The sequence below is a fragment of the Streptomyces sp. bgisy130 genome (genome assembly GCF_057708345.1).
In genome coordinates this window covers 1-19,993 of record NZ_JBYISA010000051.1, presented here as the reverse complement: position 1 = coordinate 19,993, position 19,993 = coordinate 1, and the positions used below count along the sequence as shown (strand labels likewise).

Annotated in this window: 17 protein-coding genes; 13 read left to right on the top strand and 4 right to left on the bottom strand. The window is 71.0% G+C overall.

Annotated elements, in window-relative coordinates; genetic code table 11:
• The first annotated feature begins 88 nt into the window (after positions 1 to 88).
• The 4 genes from dnaK to AC3EUV_RS34945 are packed head-to-tail and all read left to right on the top strand — an operon-like array spanning position 89 to position 4,261.
• Positions 89 to 1,936, top strand: coding sequence for a molecular chaperone DnaK (gene dnaK / locus AC3EUV_RS34960; RefSeq protein WP_432144339.1), 1,848 nt, complete (start codon positions 89 to 91; stop codon positions 1,934 to 1,936).
• Positions 1,933 to 2,592, top strand: coding sequence for a nucleotide exchange factor GrpE (gene grpE, locus AC3EUV_RS34955; RefSeq protein WP_432144340.1), 660 nt, complete (start codon positions 1,933 to 1,935; stop codon positions 2,590 to 2,592). The genes dnaK and grpE overlap by 4 nt, the downstream gene beginning before the upstream one ends.
• A gap of 45 nt (positions 2,593 to 2,637) precedes the next feature.
• Positions 2,638 to 3,807, top strand: coding sequence for a molecular chaperone DnaJ (gene dnaJ, locus AC3EUV_RS34950; protein ID WP_432144341.1), 1,170 nt, complete (start codon positions 2,638 to 2,640; stop codon positions 3,805 to 3,807).
• A 1-nt stretch (position 3,808) separates the two neighbouring features.
• Positions 3,809 to 4,261, top strand: coding sequence for a heat shock protein transcriptional repressor HspR (locus AC3EUV_RS34945; RefSeq protein ID WP_042151432.1), 453 nt, complete (start codon positions 3,809 to 3,811; stop codon positions 4,259 to 4,261).
• Between the two features lie 108 nt (positions 4,262 to 4,369).
• Here the strand turns inward: AC3EUV_RS34945 and AC3EUV_RS34940 are convergent, their stop codons facing one another.
• The 3 genes from AC3EUV_RS34940 to AC3EUV_RS34930 form a co-directional block, all read right to left on the bottom strand.
• Positions 4,370 to 4,774 (bottom strand): hypothetical protein, encoded by a 405-nt coding sequence (locus AC3EUV_RS34940; RefSeq protein ID WP_387241994.1) that lies wholly within the window; start codon positions 4,772 to 4,774, stop codon positions 4,370 to 4,372.
• Positions 4,775 to 5,177: 403 nt separating this feature from the next.
• The gene (locus AC3EUV_RS34935; protein ID WP_432144342.1) at positions 5,178 to 5,582 is read right to left on the bottom strand and encodes a pyridoxamine 5'-phosphate oxidase family protein; all 405 of its coding nucleotides are present in this window, start codon (positions 5,580 to 5,582) and stop codon (positions 5,178 to 5,180) included.
• 29 nt (positions 5,583 to 5,611) lie between these two features.
• The gene (locus tag AC3EUV_RS34930) at positions 5,612 to 6,193 is read right to left on the bottom strand and encodes a Uma2 family endonuclease (protein ID WP_432144343.1); all 582 of its coding nucleotides are present in this window, start codon (positions 6,191 to 6,193) and stop codon (positions 5,612 to 5,614) included.
• A 235-nt stretch (positions 6,194 to 6,428) separates the two neighbouring features.
• Here AC3EUV_RS34930 and clpB point away from each other — a divergent pair, with 235 nt between their 5' ends.
• Entirely contained in the window at positions 6,429 to 9,059 is a 2,631-nt protein-coding gene (gene clpB / locus AC3EUV_RS34925; protein WP_432144344.1) for an ATP-dependent chaperone ClpB, read from the top strand.
• Between the two features lie 141 nt (positions 9,060 to 9,200).
• The gene (locus tag AC3EUV_RS34920; RefSeq protein WP_085925552.1) at positions 9,201 to 9,737 is read left to right on the top strand and encodes a YbjN domain-containing protein; all 537 of its coding nucleotides are present in this window, start codon (positions 9,201 to 9,203) and stop codon (positions 9,735 to 9,737) included.
• A gap of 105 nt (positions 9,738 to 9,842) precedes the next feature.
• On the opposite strand, the gene AC3EUV_RS34915 is transcribed toward AC3EUV_RS34920, so the two are convergent.
• On the bottom strand, positions 9,843 to 11,036 hold the full coding sequence (locus AC3EUV_RS34915) for a pyridoxal phosphate-dependent aminotransferase (RefSeq protein ID WP_432144345.1): 1,194 nt from the start codon (positions 11,034 to 11,036) through the stop codon (positions 9,843 to 9,845).
• An 819-nt stretch (positions 11,037 to 11,855) separates the two neighbouring features.
• Here AC3EUV_RS34915 and AC3EUV_RS34910 point away from each other — a divergent pair.
• The 7 genes from AC3EUV_RS34910 to AC3EUV_RS34880 all read left to right on the top strand — a co-directional run bounded on the left by AC3EUV_RS34910 (position 11,856) and on the right by AC3EUV_RS34880 (position 19,904).
• Positions 11,856 to 12,377: a DUF2617 family protein gene (locus AC3EUV_RS34910; RefSeq protein ID WP_386440116.1), complete on the top strand. Its 522-nt coding sequence runs from the start codon at positions 11,856 to 11,858 to the stop codon at positions 12,375 to 12,377.
• A 245-nt stretch (positions 12,378 to 12,622) separates the two neighbouring features.
• The gene (locus tag AC3EUV_RS34905) at positions 12,623 to 14,344 is read left to right on the top strand and encodes a polyamine aminopropyltransferase (RefSeq protein WP_435604659.1); all 1,722 of its coding nucleotides are present in this window, start codon (positions 12,623 to 12,625) and stop codon (positions 14,342 to 14,344) included.
• Between the two features lie 152 nt (positions 14,345 to 14,496).
• Positions 14,497 to 15,507, top strand: a complete 1,011-nt coding sequence (locus AC3EUV_RS34900) for an SRPBCC domain-containing protein (protein WP_435604658.1) — start codon at positions 14,497 to 14,499, stop codon at positions 15,505 to 15,507.
• Between the two features lie 78 nt (positions 15,508 to 15,585).
• The gene (locus AC3EUV_RS34895; RefSeq protein ID WP_432144348.1) at positions 15,586 to 16,449 is read left to right on the top strand and encodes an aldose epimerase family protein; all 864 of its coding nucleotides are present in this window, start codon (positions 15,586 to 15,588) and stop codon (positions 16,447 to 16,449) included.
• A 10-nt stretch (positions 16,450 to 16,459) separates the two neighbouring features.
• Positions 16,460 to 17,002: an orotate phosphoribosyltransferase gene (gene pyrE, locus AC3EUV_RS34890; RefSeq protein WP_168480245.1), complete on the top strand. Its 543-nt coding sequence runs from the start codon at positions 16,460 to 16,462 to the stop codon at positions 17,000 to 17,002.
• A 219-nt stretch (positions 17,003 to 17,221) separates the two neighbouring features.
• Positions 17,222 to 18,244, top strand: a complete 1,023-nt coding sequence (gene fbaA, locus AC3EUV_RS34885) for a class II fructose-bisphosphate aldolase (protein ID WP_432144349.1) — start codon at positions 17,222 to 17,224, stop codon at positions 18,242 to 18,244.
• Positions 18,245 to 18,368: 124 nt separating this feature from the next.
• Complete coding sequence (locus tag AC3EUV_RS34880; RefSeq protein WP_432144350.1) at positions 18,369 to 19,904, top strand: MFS transporter; 1,536 nt, start codon at positions 18,369 to 18,371, stop codon at positions 19,902 to 19,904.
• Positions 19,905 to 19,993 lie beyond the last annotated feature (89 nt).

Below are 19,993 nucleotides of genomic sequence, written 5' to 3'. Positions count from 1 at the left end.
GAGCGTGTCCGACTCAGGTCTGTTGACAGGTTTTCTTTGGTCCTGCACTCTTGAGCCTGTTCCACTCAAGTCAGCTGGAGGAATTGAAATGGCACGTGCGGTCGGCATCGACCTGGGCACGACGAACTCCGTCGTCAGTGTTCTCGAAGGCGGTGAGCCCACCGTCATCACCAACGCCGAGGGCGCCAGGACCACGCCGTCCGTTGTCGCCTTCGCCAAGAACGGCGAGGTGCTGGTCGGCGAGGTCGCCAAGCGTCAGGCGGTCACCAACGTCGACAGGACCATCCGGTCGGTCAAGCGCCACATGGGCACCGACTGGAAGATCGACATCGACGGCAAGGGCTTCAACCCGCAGCAGATGAGCGCCTTCATCCTGCAGAAGCTCAAGCGCGACGCCGAGGCGTACCTCGGTGAGAAGGTCGTCGACGCGGTCATCACCGTTCCGGCCTACTTCAACGACTCCGAGCGCCAGGCCACCAAGGAGGCCGGTGAGATCGCGGGCCTCAACGTCCTGCGCATCGTCAACGAGCCCACCGCGGCCGCCCTGGCCTACGGCCTGGAGAAGGACGACCAGACCATTCTGGTCTTCGACCTCGGTGGCGGCACCTTCGACGTCTCGCTCCTGGAGATCGGCGACGGCGTCGTCGAGGTGAAGGCCACCAACGGTGACAACCACCTCGGTGGTGACGACTGGGACCAGCGCGTCGTCGACTACCTGGTCAAGCAGTTCCAGAACGGCCACGGCGTCGACCTGGCCAAGGACAAGATGGCGCTCCAGCGCCTGCGCGAGGCCGCCGAGAAGGCGAAGATCGAGCTGTCGTCCTCCACCGAGACGACGATCAACCTTCCCTACATCACCGCCTCCGCCGAGGGCCCGCTGCACCTGGACGAGAAGCTCACGCGCTCGCAGTTCCAGCAGCTCACCTCGGACCTGCTGGACCGCTGCAAGACGCCGTTCCACAACGTGATCAAGGACGCGGGTATCAACCTGTCCGAGATCGACCACGTGGTCCTGGTCGGCGGCTCCACCCGTATGCCCGCCGTCGCCGAGCTCGTCAAGGAGCTGACCGGCGGCAAGGACGCCAACAAGGGCGTCAACCCGGACGAGGTCGTCGCCATCGGCGCCACCCTCCAGGCCGGTGTGCTCAAGGGTGAGGTCAAGGACGTCCTCCTGCTGGACGTCACCCCGCTGTCCCTCGGTATCGAGACCAAGGGCGGCATCATGACCAAGCTCATCGAGCGCAACACCACGATCCCGACCAAGCGTTCCGAGATCTTCACGACGGCCGAGGACAACCAGCCGTCCGTGCAGATCCAGGTCTACCAGGGCGAGCGCGAGATCGCGGCGTACAACAAGAAGCTCGGGATGTTCGAGCTGACCGGTCTGCCGCCGGCCCCGCGCGGGGTCCCGCAGATCGAGGTCTCCTTCGACATCGACGCCAACGGCATCATGCACGTGACCGCGAAGGACCTGGGCACGGGCAAGGAGCAGAAGATGACCGTCACCGGCGGCTCCTCGCTGCCGAAGGACGAGGTCGACCGGATGCGCCAGGAGGCCGAGCAGTACGCGGACGAGGACACCAAGCGCCGCGAGGCCGCCGAGACCCGCAACCAGGCCGAGCAGCTCGTCTACCAGACCGAGAAGTTCCTCAAGGACAACGAGGAGAAGGTCCCGGGCGAGGTCAAGACCGAGGTCGAGGAAGCCCTCACCGAGCTGAAGGAAAAGCTCAAGGGTGAGGACACCGCGGAGATCCGCACCGCCACCGAGAAGGTCGCGGCCGTCTCCCAGAAGCTGGGCCAGGCCATGTACGCCGACGCCCAGGGTGCCGAGGGCGCTGCCGGTGCCGAGGGCGCCGAGCAGGCCAAGGCCGAGGACGATGTCGTGGACGCCGAGATCGTCGACGACGAGAAGCCGAAGAAGGATGGTGCCGCGTGACGGAGGAGACCCCGGGCTTCGACGAGAAGCCCGACGTCCCCTCTGACGCCGCTTCCGAAGACGCGGCGCAGGCCGAGTCCGCCGACAAGGCGGGCTCGGCCCCGGCCGGGGACGTACCGGACGTAGCGCTCCAGGCGCAGCTGGACCAGGTACGTACGGCGCTCAACGAGCGCACGACGGACCTCCAGCGGCTCCAGGCGGAGTACCAGAACTACCGCCGTCGGGTGGAGCGGGACCGGGTCACGGTCAAGGAGATCGCCGCGGCGAACCTCCTGTCCGAGCTCCTTCCCACCCTCGACGACATCGGCCGGGCCCGCGAGCACGGCGAACTGGTCGGCGGCTTCAAGTCGGTGGCCGAATCGCTGGAGACCGTGGTCGCCAAGCTGGGTTTGCAGCAGTTCGGCAAGGAGGGCGAGCCCTTCGACCCGACGATCCACGAGGCGCTGATGCACTCGTACGCACCGGACGTCACCGAGACGACGTGCGTGGCGATCCTTCAGCCCGGGTATCGCATCGGTGAACGAACGATCCGCCCCGCGCGGGTCGCCGTCGCCGAGCCGCAGCCGGGCGCGCAGGGCCCCAAGTCCGGATCCGATGACGAGGCCAAGGGTGCCAAGGCTTCGGACGAGGAGAGCGGTGGCCCGGAAGAGGGCTGACGTGAGGACAGAATCGAAAACCGCGCGGAAGGAGGGACGTCGGGGATGAGCACCAAGGACTTCGTCGAGAAGGACTACTACAAGGTCCTCGGCGTCCCGAAGGACGCCACCGAAGCGGAGATCAAGAAGGCGTACCGCAAGCTCGCCCGCGAGTTCCACCCGGACGCCAACAAGGGTGACGCCAAGGCCGAGGAGCGCTTCAAGGAGATCTCCGAGGCGAACGACATCCTGGGCGACGCCAAGCGCCGCAAGGAGTACGACGAGGCGCGCACGCTGTTCGGCAACGGCGGCTACCGGCCGGGGCCGGGCGGCGGCGGCAACTTCAACTTCGACCTGGGCGACCTCTTCGGGGGCTCGCAGGGCCAGGGCGGCGGCGGAGGCTTCGGCGGCGGGCTCGGGGACGTCTTCGGCGGCCTGTTCAACCGCGGCGGCGCCGGTACCCGTACCCATGCGCGCCGGGGCCAGGACATCGAGTCCGAGGTGACTCTCAGTTTCACCGAGGCGGTCGACGGGGCCACGGTCCCGCTGCGGATGTCCAGCCAGGCGCCGTGCAAGGCGTGTTCCGGCACCGGCGACAAGAACGGCACCCCGCGGGTCTGCCCGACCTGCGTCGGCACCGGCCAGGTCAGCCGGGGCGCGGGCGGCGGCTTCTCGCTCACCGACCCGTGCGCCGACTGCAAGGGCCGGGGTCTGATCGCCCAGGACGCCTGCGAGGTCTGCAAGGGCAGCGGGCGGGCGACCAGTGCCCGGACGATGCAGGTCCGTATCCCCGCGGGGGTCTCGGACGGGCAGCGCATCCGGCTGCGCGGCAAGGGCGCCCCGGGCGAGCAGGGCGGCCCGGCGGGCGATCTGTATGTGGTCGTGCATGTCGACGCCCACCCGGTCTTCGGCCGCAAGGGCGACAACCTCACCATCACGGTGCCGGTCACCTTCCCGGAGGCCGCGCTCGGCGGGGAGGTCAAGGTGCCGACGCTGGGCGGTCCGCCGGTGACGCTGAAGCTGCCGGCCGGCACGCCCAACGGACGCACCATGCGGGCCCGTGGCAAGGGTGCGGCCCGTAAGGACGGCACACGGGGGGATCTGCTGGTCACCATAGAGGTGCTGGTCCCCGGTGACCTCAGCGACAAGGCGAAGGAGTCGCTGGAGTCCTATCGCGAGGCGACCGCGGGTGCGGACCCGCGGGCGGAGCTGTTCCAGGCCGCGAAGGGAGCTTGAGATGGACAGCCGGGGCGGGCAGCGTCGTAACCCCTATGAACTGACCGATGAGTCGCCGGTGTACGTCATCTCCGTCGCGGCTCAGCTCTCCGGCCTGCATCCGCAGACCCTTCGGCAATACGACCGGCTGGGGCTGGTCTCGCCCGACCGCACGGCCGGGCGGGGCCGCCGCTATTCGGCCCGGGACATCGAACTGCTCCGTACGGTCCAGCAGTTGTCCCAGGACGAGGGCATCAACCTCGCCGGTATCAAGCGCATCATCGAGCTGGAGAACCAGGTCACGGCCCTTCAGCAGCGGGTCGTCGAGCTCCAGGGCGCCCTGGAGGGCGCGGCCAGCGCGATGCAGCAGCGGGAGGCGGCGGTGCACGCCTCCTATCGGCGCGATCTGGTGCCGTATCAGGATGTGCAGCAGACCAGCGCCCTGGTGGTCTGGCGTCCCAAGCGGCCGGAGTGACGGCCGCGGCCGGGGCGCCGACGCCCGGCACATGACGTGACGAAGGGCCGGGGTGACCCGGCCCTTCTCGCGTTTCCGGATCCGGCCGCGCGCCCGGCCGCGGTCCGCTCAGCAGCCGTTGTATCCGGCCGTCGGCATCGACAGCCGCCGGTGCACCTGCGACTTCATCGCCAGGGTGTAGACCGGCTCGTCGAGGTCGGCGGTCTCCAGGCGGACGCCGGCCGCGGCGCACCGTGCGGTGAACTCGTCCGCGCCGGCGATGGCGTTCTCCAGCGCCCGGCGGTTGGGCGCCACGAACACATCGACCAGGCCCTCTTCGACGTCACGCCACAGCGCGCCGTGGTCGGCGCGCAGCTGGTGCAGGCTGAGCTGGCAGGTCAGGTGGTAGTCACGGGCCGCCGCCCACTGCTTGCACATGTCGTGCTGGCTGCGGTCATCGACCAGGAACGGATCCTCGTCCAGCTCGGACAGCGGCATCAGGCAGGCGATCGCCGTGACTCGGACCGAGTTCATCGTGCCCTCCGGGGCGTGGCGACTGTGGGGGCGACGATACCCCCGCGAGCGGCCCGTGGAGGAGGGGCTGTACCGGGCGGCGAGGCATAGCCGCAGGCGTGGCAGATCTTCCAGCCGTCCTGATTGACGGCGAGCTGGCCGCCGCAGCGCGGGCAGAGCTCGGCGTGCGGATGCGGCGCGGTGGGGGACGGACGGCGCGGAACGGCCGTCACGGTGCACACTGCCGACGCCATACGGCCTCCAGCTGCTGTCTTTTGCAGGGGACAGGTCCGATGTCGTCCGTGATTGCGCGGAGCTGTTCGGTTCCCGTCGCTCTTGAGTACCAGGTGGATGGCCCGGAGCGGATACGGAGGGACCGTTTCCGGCCAGCGCGCCGGAGGGGGAGCGGATGTCGGGCCGGCGCTCAGGCCCGGCCCATCGCCTTGGTCACCGCGATCTCGATCATGACGCGATCGGGGTTGGGCGTCGGCGTCCGGCCGTACCGCTCGGCGTACCGGCGCACCGCGTCGGCCACCGACTCGGCGTCCGTACGCACCCGGGCCCGGCCCTCCAGCGTCGCCCAGCGCCCCTTGTCGACCTGGCACACGGCGACCGTGGCACCGTCGGCCCCGGCGGCGAGGATGTTCTTGACCTTGGCACTGTCCTTGCGGGTGATGATCCGCGCGATCCGCTGCCCGGCGTCGTAAGTGACGCCTACGGGAACGACATGGGGCGTCCCGTTCGTACGCAGCGTGGTGAGGGTCGGCATCAGATACTCGCCCCAGAAGGCGAGGTATTCCGGGCTGAGGGCACTGAGGTCATGGGCCATGGGGGCCAGAGTAGTTCGGGGCCGGGGGCTCAGAGGAAGTCGGCGGTTTCGAGGTCGAAGGAGAAGGGGGCGGGGAGGGGGAGGGGTTTGCCGACAGGGGCGGTGCTGTGCCCTGCGTAGTCGTCTCCGGAAGGGTCGCTGAACAGCGTGATCTCGGCCTTGCTGCGGTCCACGAGCAAGTAAAGCGGGATGCCGGCACGGGCGTAGCAGTGCCGCTTGGCCTTCCGGTCGCGCTCCGGATTGCTCGATGTCACCTCGGCGACCATGGCGACTCCGTCGCTGGGCATCCAGGGAGGGGCGCCGCGGAACAGACGCAGCGCGCGTGGGGCAATGGTGGCATCGGGAATCACGTGATTCTTTGGGCACCTGCCGCCGCGGGGCATCTCGAGCCCCTTGTAGCCGGAGACGTCCATGTCCACTTCGGACTGTCGCAGGATCTGCGAGACGATCCCGCTGAAGCAGTGCTCATGCGTACCGTCCGTCGGTGGTGTCACAACGATCTCCCCCTCGATCAGCTCGGCTCGGAAGCCCAGGGGCGTCTCCAAGGCGAGGAAGTAATCCAGGAGGGTCTCGTCGTCGGTGGGCATAGGCGCGTGTGCCATAGCCGTCATGCTGCACCTCCTTGTGGTCGAAGGCCAGTGTCGCCGGGCGACGCGGTGGGTGGCGGCGCGATCGGCCCCCGTTCCCTCGCACGAGTGAGCGAGCAACGGGCGAGGGGGCTCGCTTCCGCAGCCTTGAGTGGAATAGACTCAACTTATCGCACGTTGGTATGTGCAGGATGTGCCGGAGTGGGTCCAGACCGGTCACTGAGGCCGGGCAGGACGAGTCGAGGAGGATCGCGAGGACGTGGACGCCGAGCTGACCAACAAGAGCCGGGAGGCACTGAGCGCCGCCAATGAGCGGGCGGTCACCTCCGGGCACGCGGACATGACGTCCGCGCATCTCCTGCTCGCGCTGCTGGCCGGGCAGGACAACGAGAACATCATGGACCTGCTGGCCGACGTGGAGGCGGACGCCGCCGCGCTGCGCAACGGGGCCGAGCGCCAGCTGGCCGCGCTGCCCAGCGTGCAGGGCTCGACGGTCGCGCCGCCGCAGCCGGACCGCGATCTGCTCTCCGCCATCGCCGACGCCACCCAGCGCGCCAAGGAGCTCGGTGACGCGTATGTCTCCACCGAGCACCTCCTCATCGGCATCGCCGCCAAGGGCGGGCGCACCGGCGAGCTGCTGGAGCAGCAGGGCGCCTCCGCCAAGAAGCTGCTGGCCGCGTTCGAGGCGAACCGCGGCGGGCAGCGGGTGACCAACGCCGACCCGGAGGGCACGTACAAGGCGCTGGAGAAGTTCGGTACGGACTTCACCGCGGCCGCCCGCGAGGGCAAGCTCGACCCGGTCATCGGCCGGGACCACGAGATCCGCCGCGTGGTGCAGGTGCTGTCCCGCCGTACGAAGAACAACCCGGTGCTGATCGGTGAGCCGGGCGTCGGCAAGACCGCCGTCGTCGAGGGGCTGGCGCAGCGGATCGTCAAGGGCGATGTGCCCGAGTCGCTGCGCAACAAGCGGCTGGTCGCGCTCGACCTGGGGGCGATGGTCGCGGGCGCCAAGTACCGCGGTGAGTTCGAGGAGCGGCTGAAGACCGTCCTGGCGGAGATCAAGTCCAGCGAGGGCCAGATCATCACCTTCATCGACGAGCTGCACACCGTCGTCGGCGCGGGCGCCGGCGGCGACTCGTCCATGGACGCGGGCAACATGCTCAAGCCGATGCTGGCCCGCGGTGAGCTGCGGATGGTCGGCGCGACGACGCTGGACGAGTACCGCGAGCGGATCGAGAAGGACCCGGCGCTGGAGCGGCGCTTCCAGCAGGTGCTGGTCGCCGAGCCGACCGTCGAGGACACCGTGGCCATCCTGCGCGGGCTCAAGGGGCGCTACGAGGCCCACCACAAGGTGCAGATCGCGGACTCCGCGCTGGTCGCCGCGGCCTCGCTCTCCGACCGCTACATCACCTCCCGCTTCCTGCCCGACAAGGCCATCGACCTGGTCGACGAGGCCGCCTCCCGCCTCCGTATGGAGATCGACTCCTCGCCCGTGGAGATCGACGAGCTCCAGCGCGCCGTCGACCGGCTGAAGATGGAGGAGCTGGCGCTCAAGAACGAGACCGACGCGGGCTCCGTCCAGCGGCTGGAGAAGCTGCGCAAGGACCTCGCCGACAAGGAGGAGGAGCTGCGCGGCCTGACCGCCCGCTGGGAGAAGGAGAAGCAGAGCCTCAACCGCGTCGGTGCGCTCAAGGAGAAGCTCGACGAGCTGCGCGGCCAGGCGGAGCGCGCCCAGCGCGACGGCGACTTCGACACCGCCTCCAAGCTGCTGTACGGCGAGATCCCGGGCGTGGAGCACGAGCTGGAGGAGGCGGCCGCCGCCGAGGCCGAGCAGGAGGCGTCCAAGGAGTCCATGGTCAAGGAGGAGGTCGGGCCGGACGACATCGCGGATGTGGTCGGCGCCTGGACCGGCATCCCGGCCGGCCGCCTCCTGGAGGGCGAGACCCAGAAGCTGCTCCGTATGGAGGAGGAGCTCGGCAAGCGGCTGATCGGCCAGACCGAGGCCGTCCGCTCCGTCTCCGACGCCGTACGCCGCACCCGCGCCGGGATCGCCGATCCGGACCGCCCCACCGGCTCGTTCCTCTTCCTCGGCCCGACCGGCGTCGGCAAGACCGAGCTGGCCAAGGCGCTCGCGGACTTTCTCTTCGACGACGAGCGGGCGATGGTCCGGATCGACATGTCGGAGTACAGCGAGAAGCACAGTGTCGCGCGGCTGGTCGGCGCGCCGCCCGGCTATGTCGGCTACGAGGAGGGCGGCCAGCTGACGGAGGCGGTCCGCCGCCGCCCCTACTCGGTCATCCTGCTGGACGAGGTGGAGAAGGCCCATCACGAGGTCTTCGACATCCTGCTCCAGGTCCTCGACGACGGCCGGCTCACGGACGGCCAGGGCCGCACCGTCGACTTCCGCAACACCATCCTCATCCTGACCTCCAACCTCGGCTCCACCTTCCTGATGGATCCGCTGCTCAAGGAGGAGCAGAAGCGGGAGAAGGTGCTGGAGACGGTCCGGACCGCCTTCCGGCCCGAGTTCCTCAACCGGCTCGACGACGTGGTGGTCTTCCACCCGCTCGGCACGGACCAGCTCCAGCGGATCGCCCGGATCCAGCTCGGCCATCTCCAGCGCCGTCTCGGCGACCGCCGGCTGACGCTGGACGTCACCGACCGCGCCCTGAACTGGCTCGCCTGGCTCGGCCAGGAACCGGTCGTCGACGCCCCCGCCCCGGACCTGTCCTACGGTGCCCGGCCGCTGCGCCGCCTGGTCCAGACGGCCATCGGCGACCAGCTCGCGCGCGCCATCCTGGCGGGCGAGGTGCTGGAGGGGGACACCGTGCGGGTGGACGTGGACGGCGATCAGCTCTCCGTGGAGGCAGCCGGGCGGCCCGCGGGCTGACCGCCGCCGCGGCGATCGGCCCGCCCGCCCCGGCCGATCGTTGCCCCGGGCGACACCTTGCCCGCATCCTCCCCGTCCGGGTTGCCACGACGGGGCGGATGTGGGGGAGGATGGCAGGGACCATACGAAGGGAATTCCACGGTGAGCATCGACCCGTCCTCGATTCCGAATTTCGGGGGCCAGCCCGAACCCGAGCCGTCGGGGCCTGATGGTCCCGTCGTGCCAGACCAGGACCTGGTCAAGCAGCTCCTCGACCAGATGGAGCTGAAGTACGTAGTCGACGAGGAGGGTGACCTCGCCGCCCCGTGGGAGCAGTTCCGCACGTACTTCATGTTCCGGGGCGAGGAGGAGCAGCAGATCTTCTCCGTCCGTACGTTCTACGACCGTGCCCACGGCATCGATGAGAAGTCGAAGCTGCTGGAGGCGATCGACGACTGGAACCGCCGGACGCTGTGGCCCAAGGCCTACACCCACACCCATGACGACGGCACGGTCCGTCTGATCGGTGAGGCATCGATGCTGATCGGCACCGGTGTCTCGCTCGAACACTTTGTGTCGAGCACGGTCAGCTGGGTCCGCGCCTCCATCGAATTCGACAAGTGGATCGTCGAGCAGCTCGGCCTGGAAGCCGAGATCGAAGGCGACTCCGACGAGAAGCCGGGTGACGACGAGGCCTGAGCCCCGTCCGTCCCACACCCACCCTGCTGCGCGGGCCCCGGAGCTTGATGGCTCCGGGGCCCGCGTGTGTCTGTGCCGGGGTGGGGCGACGGTCCCCACTGGCCGTTACAGGCGCTTCAAGCGGTCGGCCGCCTCCTGGAGCACGTCGGTGCTCTTGCAGAAGGCGAAGCGGACGTAAGGGGCGCCCTGGTCCTTGTGGTCGTAGAAGACGGCGTTGGGGATGGCGACGACGCCGGCGCGTTCGGGGAGGGCGCGGCAGAAGGCGAAGCCGTCGCCCTCTTCGGACAGCACAGCGCCGAGGGGGCGGATGTCGGTGGTGATGAAGTACGTGCCCGAGGGGCGGAAGACCTGGAAGCCGGCGTCGGTGAGGCCGGTGGCGAGGATGTCGCGCTTGGTGCGCAGGTCGTCGCGCAGCTCCGTGAAGTAGCTGTCGGGGAGGGCGAGGGCCTCGGCGACGGCGTACTGGAAGGGCCCGGCGGAGACATAGGTGAGGAACTGCTTGGCGGAGCGGACCGCGCTCACCAGTTCCGCCGTTGCGGTGACCCAGCCGACCTTCCAGCCGGTGAACGAGAAGGTCTTGCCGGCCGAGCCGATGGTGACGGTGCGCTCGCGCATCCCGGGGAACGACGCCAGCGGGAGGTGCTCGCCCTCGAACACGAGGTGCTCGTAGACCTCGTCGGTGACCACGAGGAGATCGCGCTCGCAGGCGAGGCGGGCGATCTCGGCGAGCTCGTCGCGGGTCAGGACGGTGCCGGTGGGGTTGTGCGGGGTGTTGAGGAGGATCAGGCGGGTGTTGCCGGTGATGGCGTCGCGCAGTTCGTCCAGGTCGAGGCGGTAGCTGCCGGACTCCGGGTCCGCGCGCAGGGTCACCGGGACGCGGCGGCCGCCCGCCAGCGCGATACCGGCGGCGTACGAGTCGTAGTACGGCTCCAGCGCGATGACCTCGTCGCCCGGCTCCAGCAGTGCCAGCAGCGCGGCGGCGAGGGCCTCGGTGGCGCCCGCGGTGACCAGGACCTCGGTGTCGGGGTCGTAGGAGAGGCCGAGCTTGCCGTAGAAGCGCTGCTGATGGGCGGCGACGGCGGTGCGCAGCTCGGGGATGCCGGGGCCGGGCGGGTACTGGTTGCCACGGCCGTCGCGCAGCGCGCGCACCGCCGCTTCCCTGACCTCTTCCGGACCGTCGGCGTCGGGGAAGCCCTGGCCGAGGTTGATGGAGCCGGTCCGTACGGCGAGCGCCGACATCTCGGCGAAGATCGTGGTGCCGAATTCGGCGAGGCGGCGGTTGAGCAGCGGTCGGTCCATGGACGTCATCCTGCGCCGAACCTCTGGTCTTCCTCAACTGTGCTTTGAGACGCCGGAGCCGGGGCATCAGCCCCGCACAACGGAATGAGACGGCCGCCGACGAGGGCGGTCCACGGTGCCGGACGGCGCCGGAGCGGCGCACCGGGCGCCGGACGGAGCGTATGCGCCCCCACTGCCTCAAGGGCGGCGGAGGTGCCCTCACGCTTCGGGGGATGAAAAGGAGTGTGAGGCAAATGGGGATTGTGGTTTTCCTGGTGATCTGCGCCGGAGTGATCGGCCTGGTGGCCGTGGCCTCGCGGAGTGGTGCGCGTGGCGGGGGCGGGCGGGGCTCCGGCGGCGGCAGCTGGTGGGCCGGTGGCGACGGAGGTTCGGGCGGTGGCCACCACCACGGTGGGCACCACGGCGGATGCGGCGGCGGATCCTCCTGTGGCGGGTCTTCCTGCGGTGGCGGCGGTGGTGGCGGCGGCTGCGGTGGCGGTGGCGGCGGCTCCTGAGCCGAGGACGCGCCGCGCCAACTCCATATGTGCGGATGGCTAGTTGCTTGTCGCATATGCGCCCGGTGGGGCTGGTCGAAAGGCCAACACCCGCCGGGCGCTTGGTCGTTGAACAACTGAACTGCAAGGCCCCCGAGCGGATGGAAACCCGGAGAAGATGGGTAAAAGCGCTGTGGGCGACGGGGCTTTCATGATTCCCTCTCCCCAGAGAATCCCCCACGTTCTCCGACCCCACGTGGGCGCGAGCCGGCAGGCAGTCGTACATCCCTGATCCTTTTCGGGCGGGCCGGCCCACCATTCCACTGCGTGCTTGCGGAGCCGACCCATGCTCACCTCTTTGACGACGGCGTACACCGATACCCGTGCCTCCGACCTGGCCTGGGCGCTGGGCAGGGAACCCCTGCCGGCCCTCGCCGTACTCGATCTCCAACTCCAGGACGCTCAGGTGCAGTTGAGACTGCTCGGCGCCTCTCACCAGGTGCTTCTCGAGGAGGAGCACGGCAGCTGTTCCGAAACGGTCGCCTGTATGCCGGGCAGCAGCACACCGCTGCCGCTCGGGGTGGCGAAGCGGCTGGGGGACTGGGAGTACGAGTTCGCCGCCCATGTGGAGACCCTCTCGCGCGGCTCGTTCGCCGGGCGGGCGCAGGAGCTGCTCGCGCTGGTGGCGGAGCATCCGCACGGGCTCGCCGGTACGTTCCCCGGCTCGCCGCACGCCTTCACCGCGATGCTGGCGCAGCGTCAGCAGGGGCAGGTGCGCTGGCGGACCTGGCACGCGTATCCGCAGGAGGGCCGCCTGGTGGCCACCCGTACCCGCGTGGGCGTACGGGCCAGGGTCGCGGCGGTCTAGCGGGACCGGGCGCCGGTGACCGGTCCGGTCGGCGGGAGGGCGTGGGGGCATGTGCGGTGCGAGGGGCGCGGGGACGGTGCGCCGGGGGCGTGGGGGTTCGGGAGGGCGCGGACGGTGGGGCGCGCGCGGCGCGGTGTGTCCTTGCGCCCCATGCTTCGGTAACGCCCCAACGGAGGCGTGTAGCCCGCGAGGTCTACTCGTGTGGGTGACGGAATGCCACAGAATCGTCACGTAGCGTTCATTTTATGATCGACCCGTCAGAGTCCGCTCGCGTCGGCGCTCCCGGCCCGCCGGACGTCATGACACCGGCGCGACTGCCCGTGCCGGCCGGGCTCGGCCGGCTGCTCGTCCTCGCCGTCGTCTTCGTCTGCGCCGCCTGCGGTCTGGTCTACGAACTCGAACTGGTCGCTCTGGCCACGTACTTGGTGGGCGACTCCGTCACCCAGGCGTCGGTCGTGCTGTCCGTCATGGTCTTCGCGATGGGGGTCGGCGCGCTGCTCGCCAAGCGGCTGCGCTGCCGGGCGGCGGCCGGCTTCGGCGCGGTGGAGGCCGGCCTCGCGCTGGTCGGCGGCACCTCCGCGATGGCGCTCTACGCCTGCTTCGCCTGGTTCGGGCAGTCCCGCTCCGCGCTCGTCGGCTTCTCCCTGGCCATCGGCATCCTGATCGGCGCCGAGGTACCGCTGCTGATGACGCTGATCCAGCGGGTGCGCCGGCAGGACGCGGGCGGCGCGGTGGCCGATCTCTTCGCCGCGGACTATGTCGGCGCGCTCGTCGGCGGGCTGGCCTTTCCGTTTCTGCTGCTGCCGGGCTTCGGCCAGCTGACCGGTGCGCTGCTCACCGGTGCCGTCAACGCGGTGGCCGGCGCGGTGCTGGTGCTGTGGCTGTTCCGCCGCGATCTCAGTGCCCGTGCCCGTTGGGCGCTCTTCGGCGTCAATGCCCTGGTCCTGGCGCTGCTCGCCGCGGGCGTGGTGCTGGCGACCCCGTTCGAACGGGCCGCCCGGCTGGCGGTGTACGGCTCCTCGGCCCGGGTCGCGGTGCAGACCGGCGTCCAGGAAGTGGTGATGACTGGCGGGACGGGTGCCGGAGCCGGTGCGGGGCACGGGAGGAAAGGTTCCGGCGGACCGCTGGCGCTGTATCTCGACGGCCGGCTCCGCGTCAGCGCGGAGAACGAGTTCCGCTACCACGAAGCGCTGGTGCACCCGGCGATGGCGGGTGGCCCGCACGGCCGGGTGCTGGTGCTCGGCGGCGGCGACGGCCTCGCGGTGCGCGAGATCCTCCGCTATCGCGCGGTCCGCTCGGTGACCGTCGTCGAACTCGACCCCGGTGTCCTGCGGTTGGCGCGCACCGACCCCGGTCTCACCCGCCTCAACCGGCACTCGCTCGCCGATCCCCGGGTCCGGACGGTGACCGCCGACGCCTTCGACTGGCTGCGGCAGCGGGGCGTCCGCGGCCCCGGCCACCGGGCGGAGCCGTACGACGTCATCGTCTCCGATCTTCCCGATCCCGGGATCACCGTGTGCACCAAGCTCTACTCGCAGGAGTTCTACGGCCTGGCGGCGCAGTTGCTGGCCCGCGACGGGCGGCTGGTGGTGCACGCCGGGCCGCCGGTCGAGCGCGCGCGTCTGTACTGGACGGTGGAGTCGACGGTCCGGTCGGTGGGCCTGGCGACGGTTCCGTACCGGCTCTCCGGCCGGCCCGCGGCCTTCTCCGGCGGCCCGGACCGCTCGGCGGGCGCCGTCCCGCCCGTGGACGCCCAGGCCCCGGCCGCCGCGGCGCCGTCCGGGACCCGGTACTGGGGCTTCGTGCTGGCCGCGCGGCACCGTCCGGTGTTCGGCCTGGCGCCCGACGCTCCCCCGCTGGCCGGGCTCAGCGCCGGGGAACTGCGGGACGGTTGGCGCGCGGAGGCCCGCGAGCGGCGGGCCGGACTGCCGGCGTCGACGCTGATGCGTCCGCGGTATCAGGACTGAGCGGGTCCGGCACGGGGCGGCGCGCGCTGCGGACCTCGGGCGGTGCGGGCGGCGGCAGCGGCGCTGCCGGTTCCGCCCCGGTTCCGGCCCGGTGGCAGAAAGTTCCGCGTGGGCGGGCACGGGTTCGCGGCCGCTGGGTAGGCTCCCATGTCATGGAGCATGAGGTGTACGTTCCGTTTCCCGTCGGGACCGTGCGGCAGGCGCTCACCGATCCGGAGCGGGTGGCGCGCTGTGTCCCAGGAGTCCAGCTCGACGCCGATGCGGCCCCCGGGTGTCCGGAGGGCCGGCTGCGGCTGCGTATCGGAAGCTCCACCATCACCTATCGCGGCACGCTGACGGTCGGCGCCGCCGCGGAGGACGGAACCGGTGACGACGGTGCGGCCGCGGTGACCGTCGAGGCGAAGGGCACCGAGACGCGGGGCGACGGCGCGGTCGCGCTGACCGTGGCCGTACGGCTCGCCCCGGCCACCGAGCCCGGCCCCGGTACGACGCTGCGCTGCTCCGGCACGGTCCACCGCGACGGCCGGCTCGCCGAGGCCACCGACCGGTCCGCCGCCTCCGTCGGCCGCCGGCTGCTGGACCGCTTCGCGGAGAACCTGGCGGCGGACCTGCGACGGCGGCCGGTGACCGACGGGGCCGGAGCGGCCGAGGACGGTGGAGTGGCCGACGAGGCCGGAGCGGCCGATGCCGGTGGGCCGGGCGACGCCACCGCAGCGGACGACGCCACCGCACCGGCCGATGACGCCGGGGACGCGGCCGGGTCCCGGGTGTTCGACACCGAGGTGCCGCCGCCGTCCCTGGACCCGGGCAGCGACGAGGACGCCGATGAGACGGTGGATCTCGATGCGGCGGCCGAGGCCGGCGAGGACTTCGACCTCGACGCGGGCGAGGCGGCGGACGCGTTCTCCGCTGCGCACCCCGAGCACGCCTACGGGGACGAGGCGGACCGGCTCGCTCCCGCCGAGGCCGCGCACGCCCGCCGCACGATGATCGGCCGCAGCGCGGAAGAGGTCGACCACGCCCCGCCGCGCGGCCGGTACGCGCCGGTGCCCGCACCCGAGTCGCACGGCACCTCGGTGACCCTGCGCTGGGCGGCGCCCGCGGCCGCGGTGGTGCTGGCGTCCGCGGTGGTCGTCGGCCGGGTGCTGCGCCGACGCCGCTGACCCGGGGCCGCGGCCGACGATGGCCGCGGCCCGTACGGCGTCCCACGCTGCACGCGGTGCGTCGCTAGGCTCGGTCCCGTGAGCACCGACAACACCACGCAGGGCGTGGCGCGGACGCAGGCGCCGGAGGGCGTGCGACTGGCCGCCGGAGACACCGAACTGACCGTCCGGCCGGACCTCGGCTGCCGGATCGCGAGCCTGCGCACCGGCGGTACGGAGCTGCTGCGGCAGGGCCCCCGATACGGCTGTTTCCCGATGGTGCCGTGGTGCGGACGGCTCGCCCACGGGGAGTTCCGCAACGGCAGCGAGCTCCACCGGATGCCGCTCAACGCCGCGCCGCACGCCATCCACGGCACCGGCCGCGACCTGCGCTGGCGCACGGTGCGGGCGGGCGCCACGGAGGGCGTCTTCACCTACGACCTCCAGGACCCGGCGGCGCCCTGGCCGTACCCGGGGCAGGTCACCCAGCTCGTCGAACTCGCCGAGGACGGCGCTTCGCTCACCCTCACCATGGGCGTCGAGGCGACCGCCGACTCCTTCCCCGCGCAGGCCGGCTGGCACCCCTGGTTCCTGCGGAACCTCGGGGAGGGCGGCAAGGACGTCCTCGTCGACTTCGGGCCCGAGTGGCAGGAGGAGCGGGGCGCGGACCATCTCCCGACCGGCCGCCGGATCCCGCCGAAGCCGGGCCCCTGGGACGACTGCTTCGGGATGCCGCAGGGCGTGGCGGCCACCCTCACCTGGCCCGGCCGCCTGGAGCTGAAGATCACCAGCCGCGCCGAATGGGCCGTGGTCTACGACGAGCAGGAGGCCGCGGTGTGTGTCGAGCCGCAGACCGGCCCGCCGAACGGCCTCAACACCCTGCCGCGCCTGGTCACGCCGATCGACCCGCTGGAGATCTCCATGACCTGGAGCTGGCGGAACCTGTCCCGGGGCACCGCCTAAGCTCGTGCGCATGAGTGACGACGTGCGCGGCGAGCTGCTGCGCCAGATCAAGGACAAGGCCGTGGTGCACGGCAAGGTGACGCTTTCTTCCGGCAAGGAGGCCGACTACTACATCGACCTGCGCCGGATCACCCTGGACGGCGAGGCCGCGCCGCTGGTCGGTCAGCTGATGCTGGACATCACCGCCGACCTGGACTACGAGGCGGTCGGCGGGCTGACGCTCGGCGCCGACCCGGTCGCGACCTCGATGCTGCACGCCTCCGCGGCGCGCGGCGGCCGGCTGGACTCCTTCGTCGTCCGCAAGGCGCAGAAGGCACACGGGATGCAGCGCCGTATCGAGGGTCCGGACATCAAGGGCCGCCGGGTCCTGATCGTCGAGGACACCTCCACCACCGGTGGCTCGCCGCTGACCGCCGTCGAGGCGGCGCGTGAGGCGGGCGCCGAGGTCGTTGCGGTGGCAACGATCGTCGACCGCGGTGCCGCCCCGGCCATCGCCGAGGCCGGGCTGCCTTATATCACGGGCTACCAGCTGGGCGACCTCGACCTGGGCTGAGACCGGCGCGACGGCCGCACCGGTGCTGAGCCCTCCGCGCTGACCTGCGGCTTTGTCGAAGGGCAGTCGGTTTCACGTGAAACCGACTGCCCAAGGACTGGGACGGCCGGACAGGCAATGTGGAGCGAAGGGCCTTGTCTGGGAAGATGTGCACGGCGAAGTCCTCGCCCCCCTGGTCAGGGCCCAGTACGCACACCCGCACACACAAGGAGCGGACAGATGCCCATCGCAACCCCCGAGATCTACAACGAGATGCTCGACCGGGCGAAGGCAGGGAAGTTCGCCTACCCGGCCATCAACGTCACGTCGACGCAGACGCTGCACGCCGCGCTGCGTGGGTTCGCCGAGGCCGAGAGCGACGGCATCATCCAGATCTCCACCGGTGGTGCGGAGTTCCTGGGCGGCCAGTACAACAAGGACATGGTCACCGGTGCGGTGGCGCTCGCCGAGTTCGCGCACGTTGTCGCCGCCAAGTACGACATCACCGTCGCGCTGCACACCGACCACTGCCCGAAGGACAAGCTGGACGGCTACGTACGCCCGCTGCTGGACATCTCCGCGGAGCGCGTCGCCAAGGGCCAGAACCCGCTGTTCCAGTCCCACATGTGGGACGGCTCGGCCGAGAACCTGGCCGACAACCTGGCCATCGGCCAGGAGCTGCTGGCCAAGGCCGCCGCCGCCAAGATCATCCTTGAGGTCGAGATCACCCCGACCGGTGGCGAGGAGGACGGCGTCACCCACGAGATCAACGACGAGCTCTACACCACGGTCGATGACGCGCTGCGCACCGCCGAGGCGCTGGGCCTGGGCGAGAAGGGCCGCTACCTGCTCGCCGCCTCCTTCGGCAACGTCCACGGCGTCTACAAGCCGGGCAATGTCGTGCTCCGTCCCGAGCTGCTGAAGGACCTCCAGGAGGGCGTGGGCGCCAAGTACGGCAAGGCCGCCCCGTTCGACTTCGTCTTCCACGGCGGCTCCGGCTCCACCGAGCAGGAGATCGCCATCGCGCTGGAGAACGGCGTGGTCAAGATGAACCTGGACACCGACACCCAGTACGCCTTCACCCGCCCGGTCGCGGACCACATGTTCCGCAACTACGACGGTGTGCTGAAGGTCGACGGCGAGGTCGGCAACAAGAAGACCTACGACCCGCGCAGCTGGGGCAAGCTGGCCGAGGCCGGGATGGCCAAGCGGGTCACCGAGGCCTGCGCCAACCTGCGCTCCACCGGCACCAAGATCAAGTAACCGGCGGGCCGCACCGCCGGCCGCCGCGCACCGGGGCTCCGCATCCGTCCGGGATGCGGAGCCTTTGTGCGCCCGGCCGGCCGCAGGGCGGGCGAGCGGGCGCGGGGACGGGCATGCTCGCCCTATGAGCGAACCGAGTGCGCCCGGCGCGGTCCGGCTGGCCTCGGCACAGGGCCGGTGGGTGCTGCTGACGGCCGTGCTGGGGTCCGGCATGGCACTGCTCGACGGCACCGTCGTCAATGTCGCCCTGCCCCGGATCGGCGAGGATCTCAACGCGGATCTGGCGGTCCTCCAGTGGACCGTCACCGCCTACCTGCTCACCCTCTCCTCGCTGATCCTGCTGGGCGGTGCGCTCGGTGACCGCTTCGGCCGCCGCCGGGTGTTCGTGATCGGCGTGGTCTGGTTCGCCACCGCTTCCCTGCTCTGCGGGCTGGCACCGCAGGCCGGCGTACTGATCGCGGCCCGTGCGCTCCAGGGCGTCGGCGGGGCGCTGCTCACGCCCGGTTCGCTGGCGCTGATCCAGGCCGTGCTCCACCCCGACGACCGGGCCCGCGGGGTCGGCGCCTGGTCGGGGCTCGGCGGGGTGGCCGCGGCGGTGGGCCCGTTCATCGGCGGCTGGCTGGTGGACGGCGCCGGCTGGCGCTGGGTGTTCTTCCTGAATGTGCCGCTGGCCGCGGTGTGCGTCCCGGTGGCGCTGCGGCACGTACCCGAGACCCGGGAGCGCGGCGCGCGCGGACGCCGCGGCTTCGACGTCCTGGGCGCGGTCCTGGGAGCGCTGTCGCTGGCCGGGGTGACCTACGCCCTGATCGCCGCACCGAACGGGGGCGCCGGTCCCGGCGTGATCGTTCCCGCGGTGGCCGGGCTGCTGCTCGGCGCACTCTTCATCAGGGTCGAACGCCGCCGGGCCGATCCGATGCTGCCGCCCGCCATCTTCCGTATCCGCCAGTTCTCCGCCGTGAACGCGGTGACGGTCTGCGTCTACGCCGCCTTCAGCGGCTTCTTCTTCCTGTCCGTGCTCCAGCTCCAGGTCGTGGTGGGGTACTCGGCCCTGCAAGCCGGTACCGCGCTGCTGCCCACCACCGTGCTGATGCTGCTGCTCTCCGCCCGCTCCGGAGAACTGGGCCAGCGCACCGGCCCACGGCTCCCGCTCACCGTCGGACCGCTGCTGTGTGCCGCGGGCCTGCTGCTGATGATGAGGGTGGGCCGCGGCGCCTCCTACTTCACCGACGTGCTGCCCGCCCTGGTGGTGCTGGGCGCGGGCATGGTGACCCTGGTCGCCCCGCTCACCGCGACCGTCCTGGCGTCCGTGGACGTCGACCGCGCGGGCCTGGCCAGCGGCATCAACAACGCAGCGGCACGGGCCGCGGGCCTGATGGCGGTAGCAGCACTCCCCCTGCTCGCAGGCTTCGGCCCCGACGCCTACCGCTCCCCCGACGCCTTCGCCGCCGCCTTCCTCCGCGCCATGCCACTGTGCGCCGCGGTCCTGGTGGTCGGCGCACTGATCGCCTGGCTCACCGTACGCACCGACGTCCTACGCCCCCAACCAGGCGCCGAAGAACCCTGCCACGCCAAAACCACCTACCACTGCGGCGTCACCGCACCCCCACTGGACCCGGGCGAGACAAGAGAACACAACGAACCACGAGAACCGGAGAGATAACGCCCGCCCCCTCCAGCCTTCTTTTCCCCACCCCCAACGGGAGGGGACGGGCCGGAGGGGCCTGGTGTGTGGACGTAAAGCGAAGCAGT

Bases quoted from the DNA above. Each gene is read 5' to 3' on its own strand.
- dnaK (WP_432144339.1), top strand. From the start codon at position 89: ATGGCACGTGCGGTCGGCATCGACCTGGGCACGACGAACTCCGTCGTC.
- dnaJ (WP_432144341.1), top strand. From the start codon at position 2,638: ATGAGCACCAAGGACTTCGTCGAGAAGGACTACTACAAGGTCCTCGGC.
- AC3EUV_RS34945 (WP_042151432.1), top strand. From the start codon at position 3,809: ATGGACAGCCGGGGCGGGCAGCGTCGTAACCCCTATGAACTGACCGAT.
- AC3EUV_RS34940 (WP_387241994.1), bottom strand. From the start codon at position 4,774: ATGAACTCGGTCCGAGTCACGGCGATCGCCTGCCTGATGCCGCTGTCC.
- AC3EUV_RS34935 (WP_432144342.1), bottom strand. From the start codon at position 5,582: ATGGCCCATGACCTCAGTGCCCTCAGCCCGGAATACCTCGCCTTCTGG.
- AC3EUV_RS34930 (WP_432144343.1), bottom strand. From the start codon at position 6,193: ATGACGGCTATGGCACACGCGCCTATGCCCACCGACGACGAGACCCTC.
- AC3EUV_RS34915 (WP_432144345.1), bottom strand. From the start codon at position 11,036: ATGGACCGACCGCTGCTCAACCGCCGCCTCGCCGAATTCGGCACCACG.
- AC3EUV_RS34910 (WP_386440116.1), top strand. From the start codon at position 11,856: ATGCTCACCTCTTTGACGACGGCGTACACCGATACCCGTGCCTCCGAC.
- AC3EUV_RS34905 (WP_435604659.1), top strand. From the start codon at position 12,623: ATGATCGACCCGTCAGAGTCCGCTCGCGTCGGCGCTCCCGGCCCGCCG.
- AC3EUV_RS34900 (WP_435604658.1), top strand. From the start codon at position 14,497: ATGGAGCATGAGGTGTACGTTCCGTTTCCCGTCGGGACCGTGCGGCAG.
- pyrE (WP_168480245.1), top strand. From the start codon at position 16,460: ATGAGTGACGACGTGCGCGGCGAGCTGCTGCGCCAGATCAAGGACAAG.
- fbaA (WP_432144349.1), top strand. From the start codon at position 17,222: ATGCCCATCGCAACCCCCGAGATCTACAACGAGATGCTCGACCGGGCG.
- AC3EUV_RS34880 (WP_432144350.1), top strand. From the start codon at position 18,369: ATGAGCGAACCGAGTGCGCCCGGCGCGGTCCGGCTGGCCTCGGCACAG.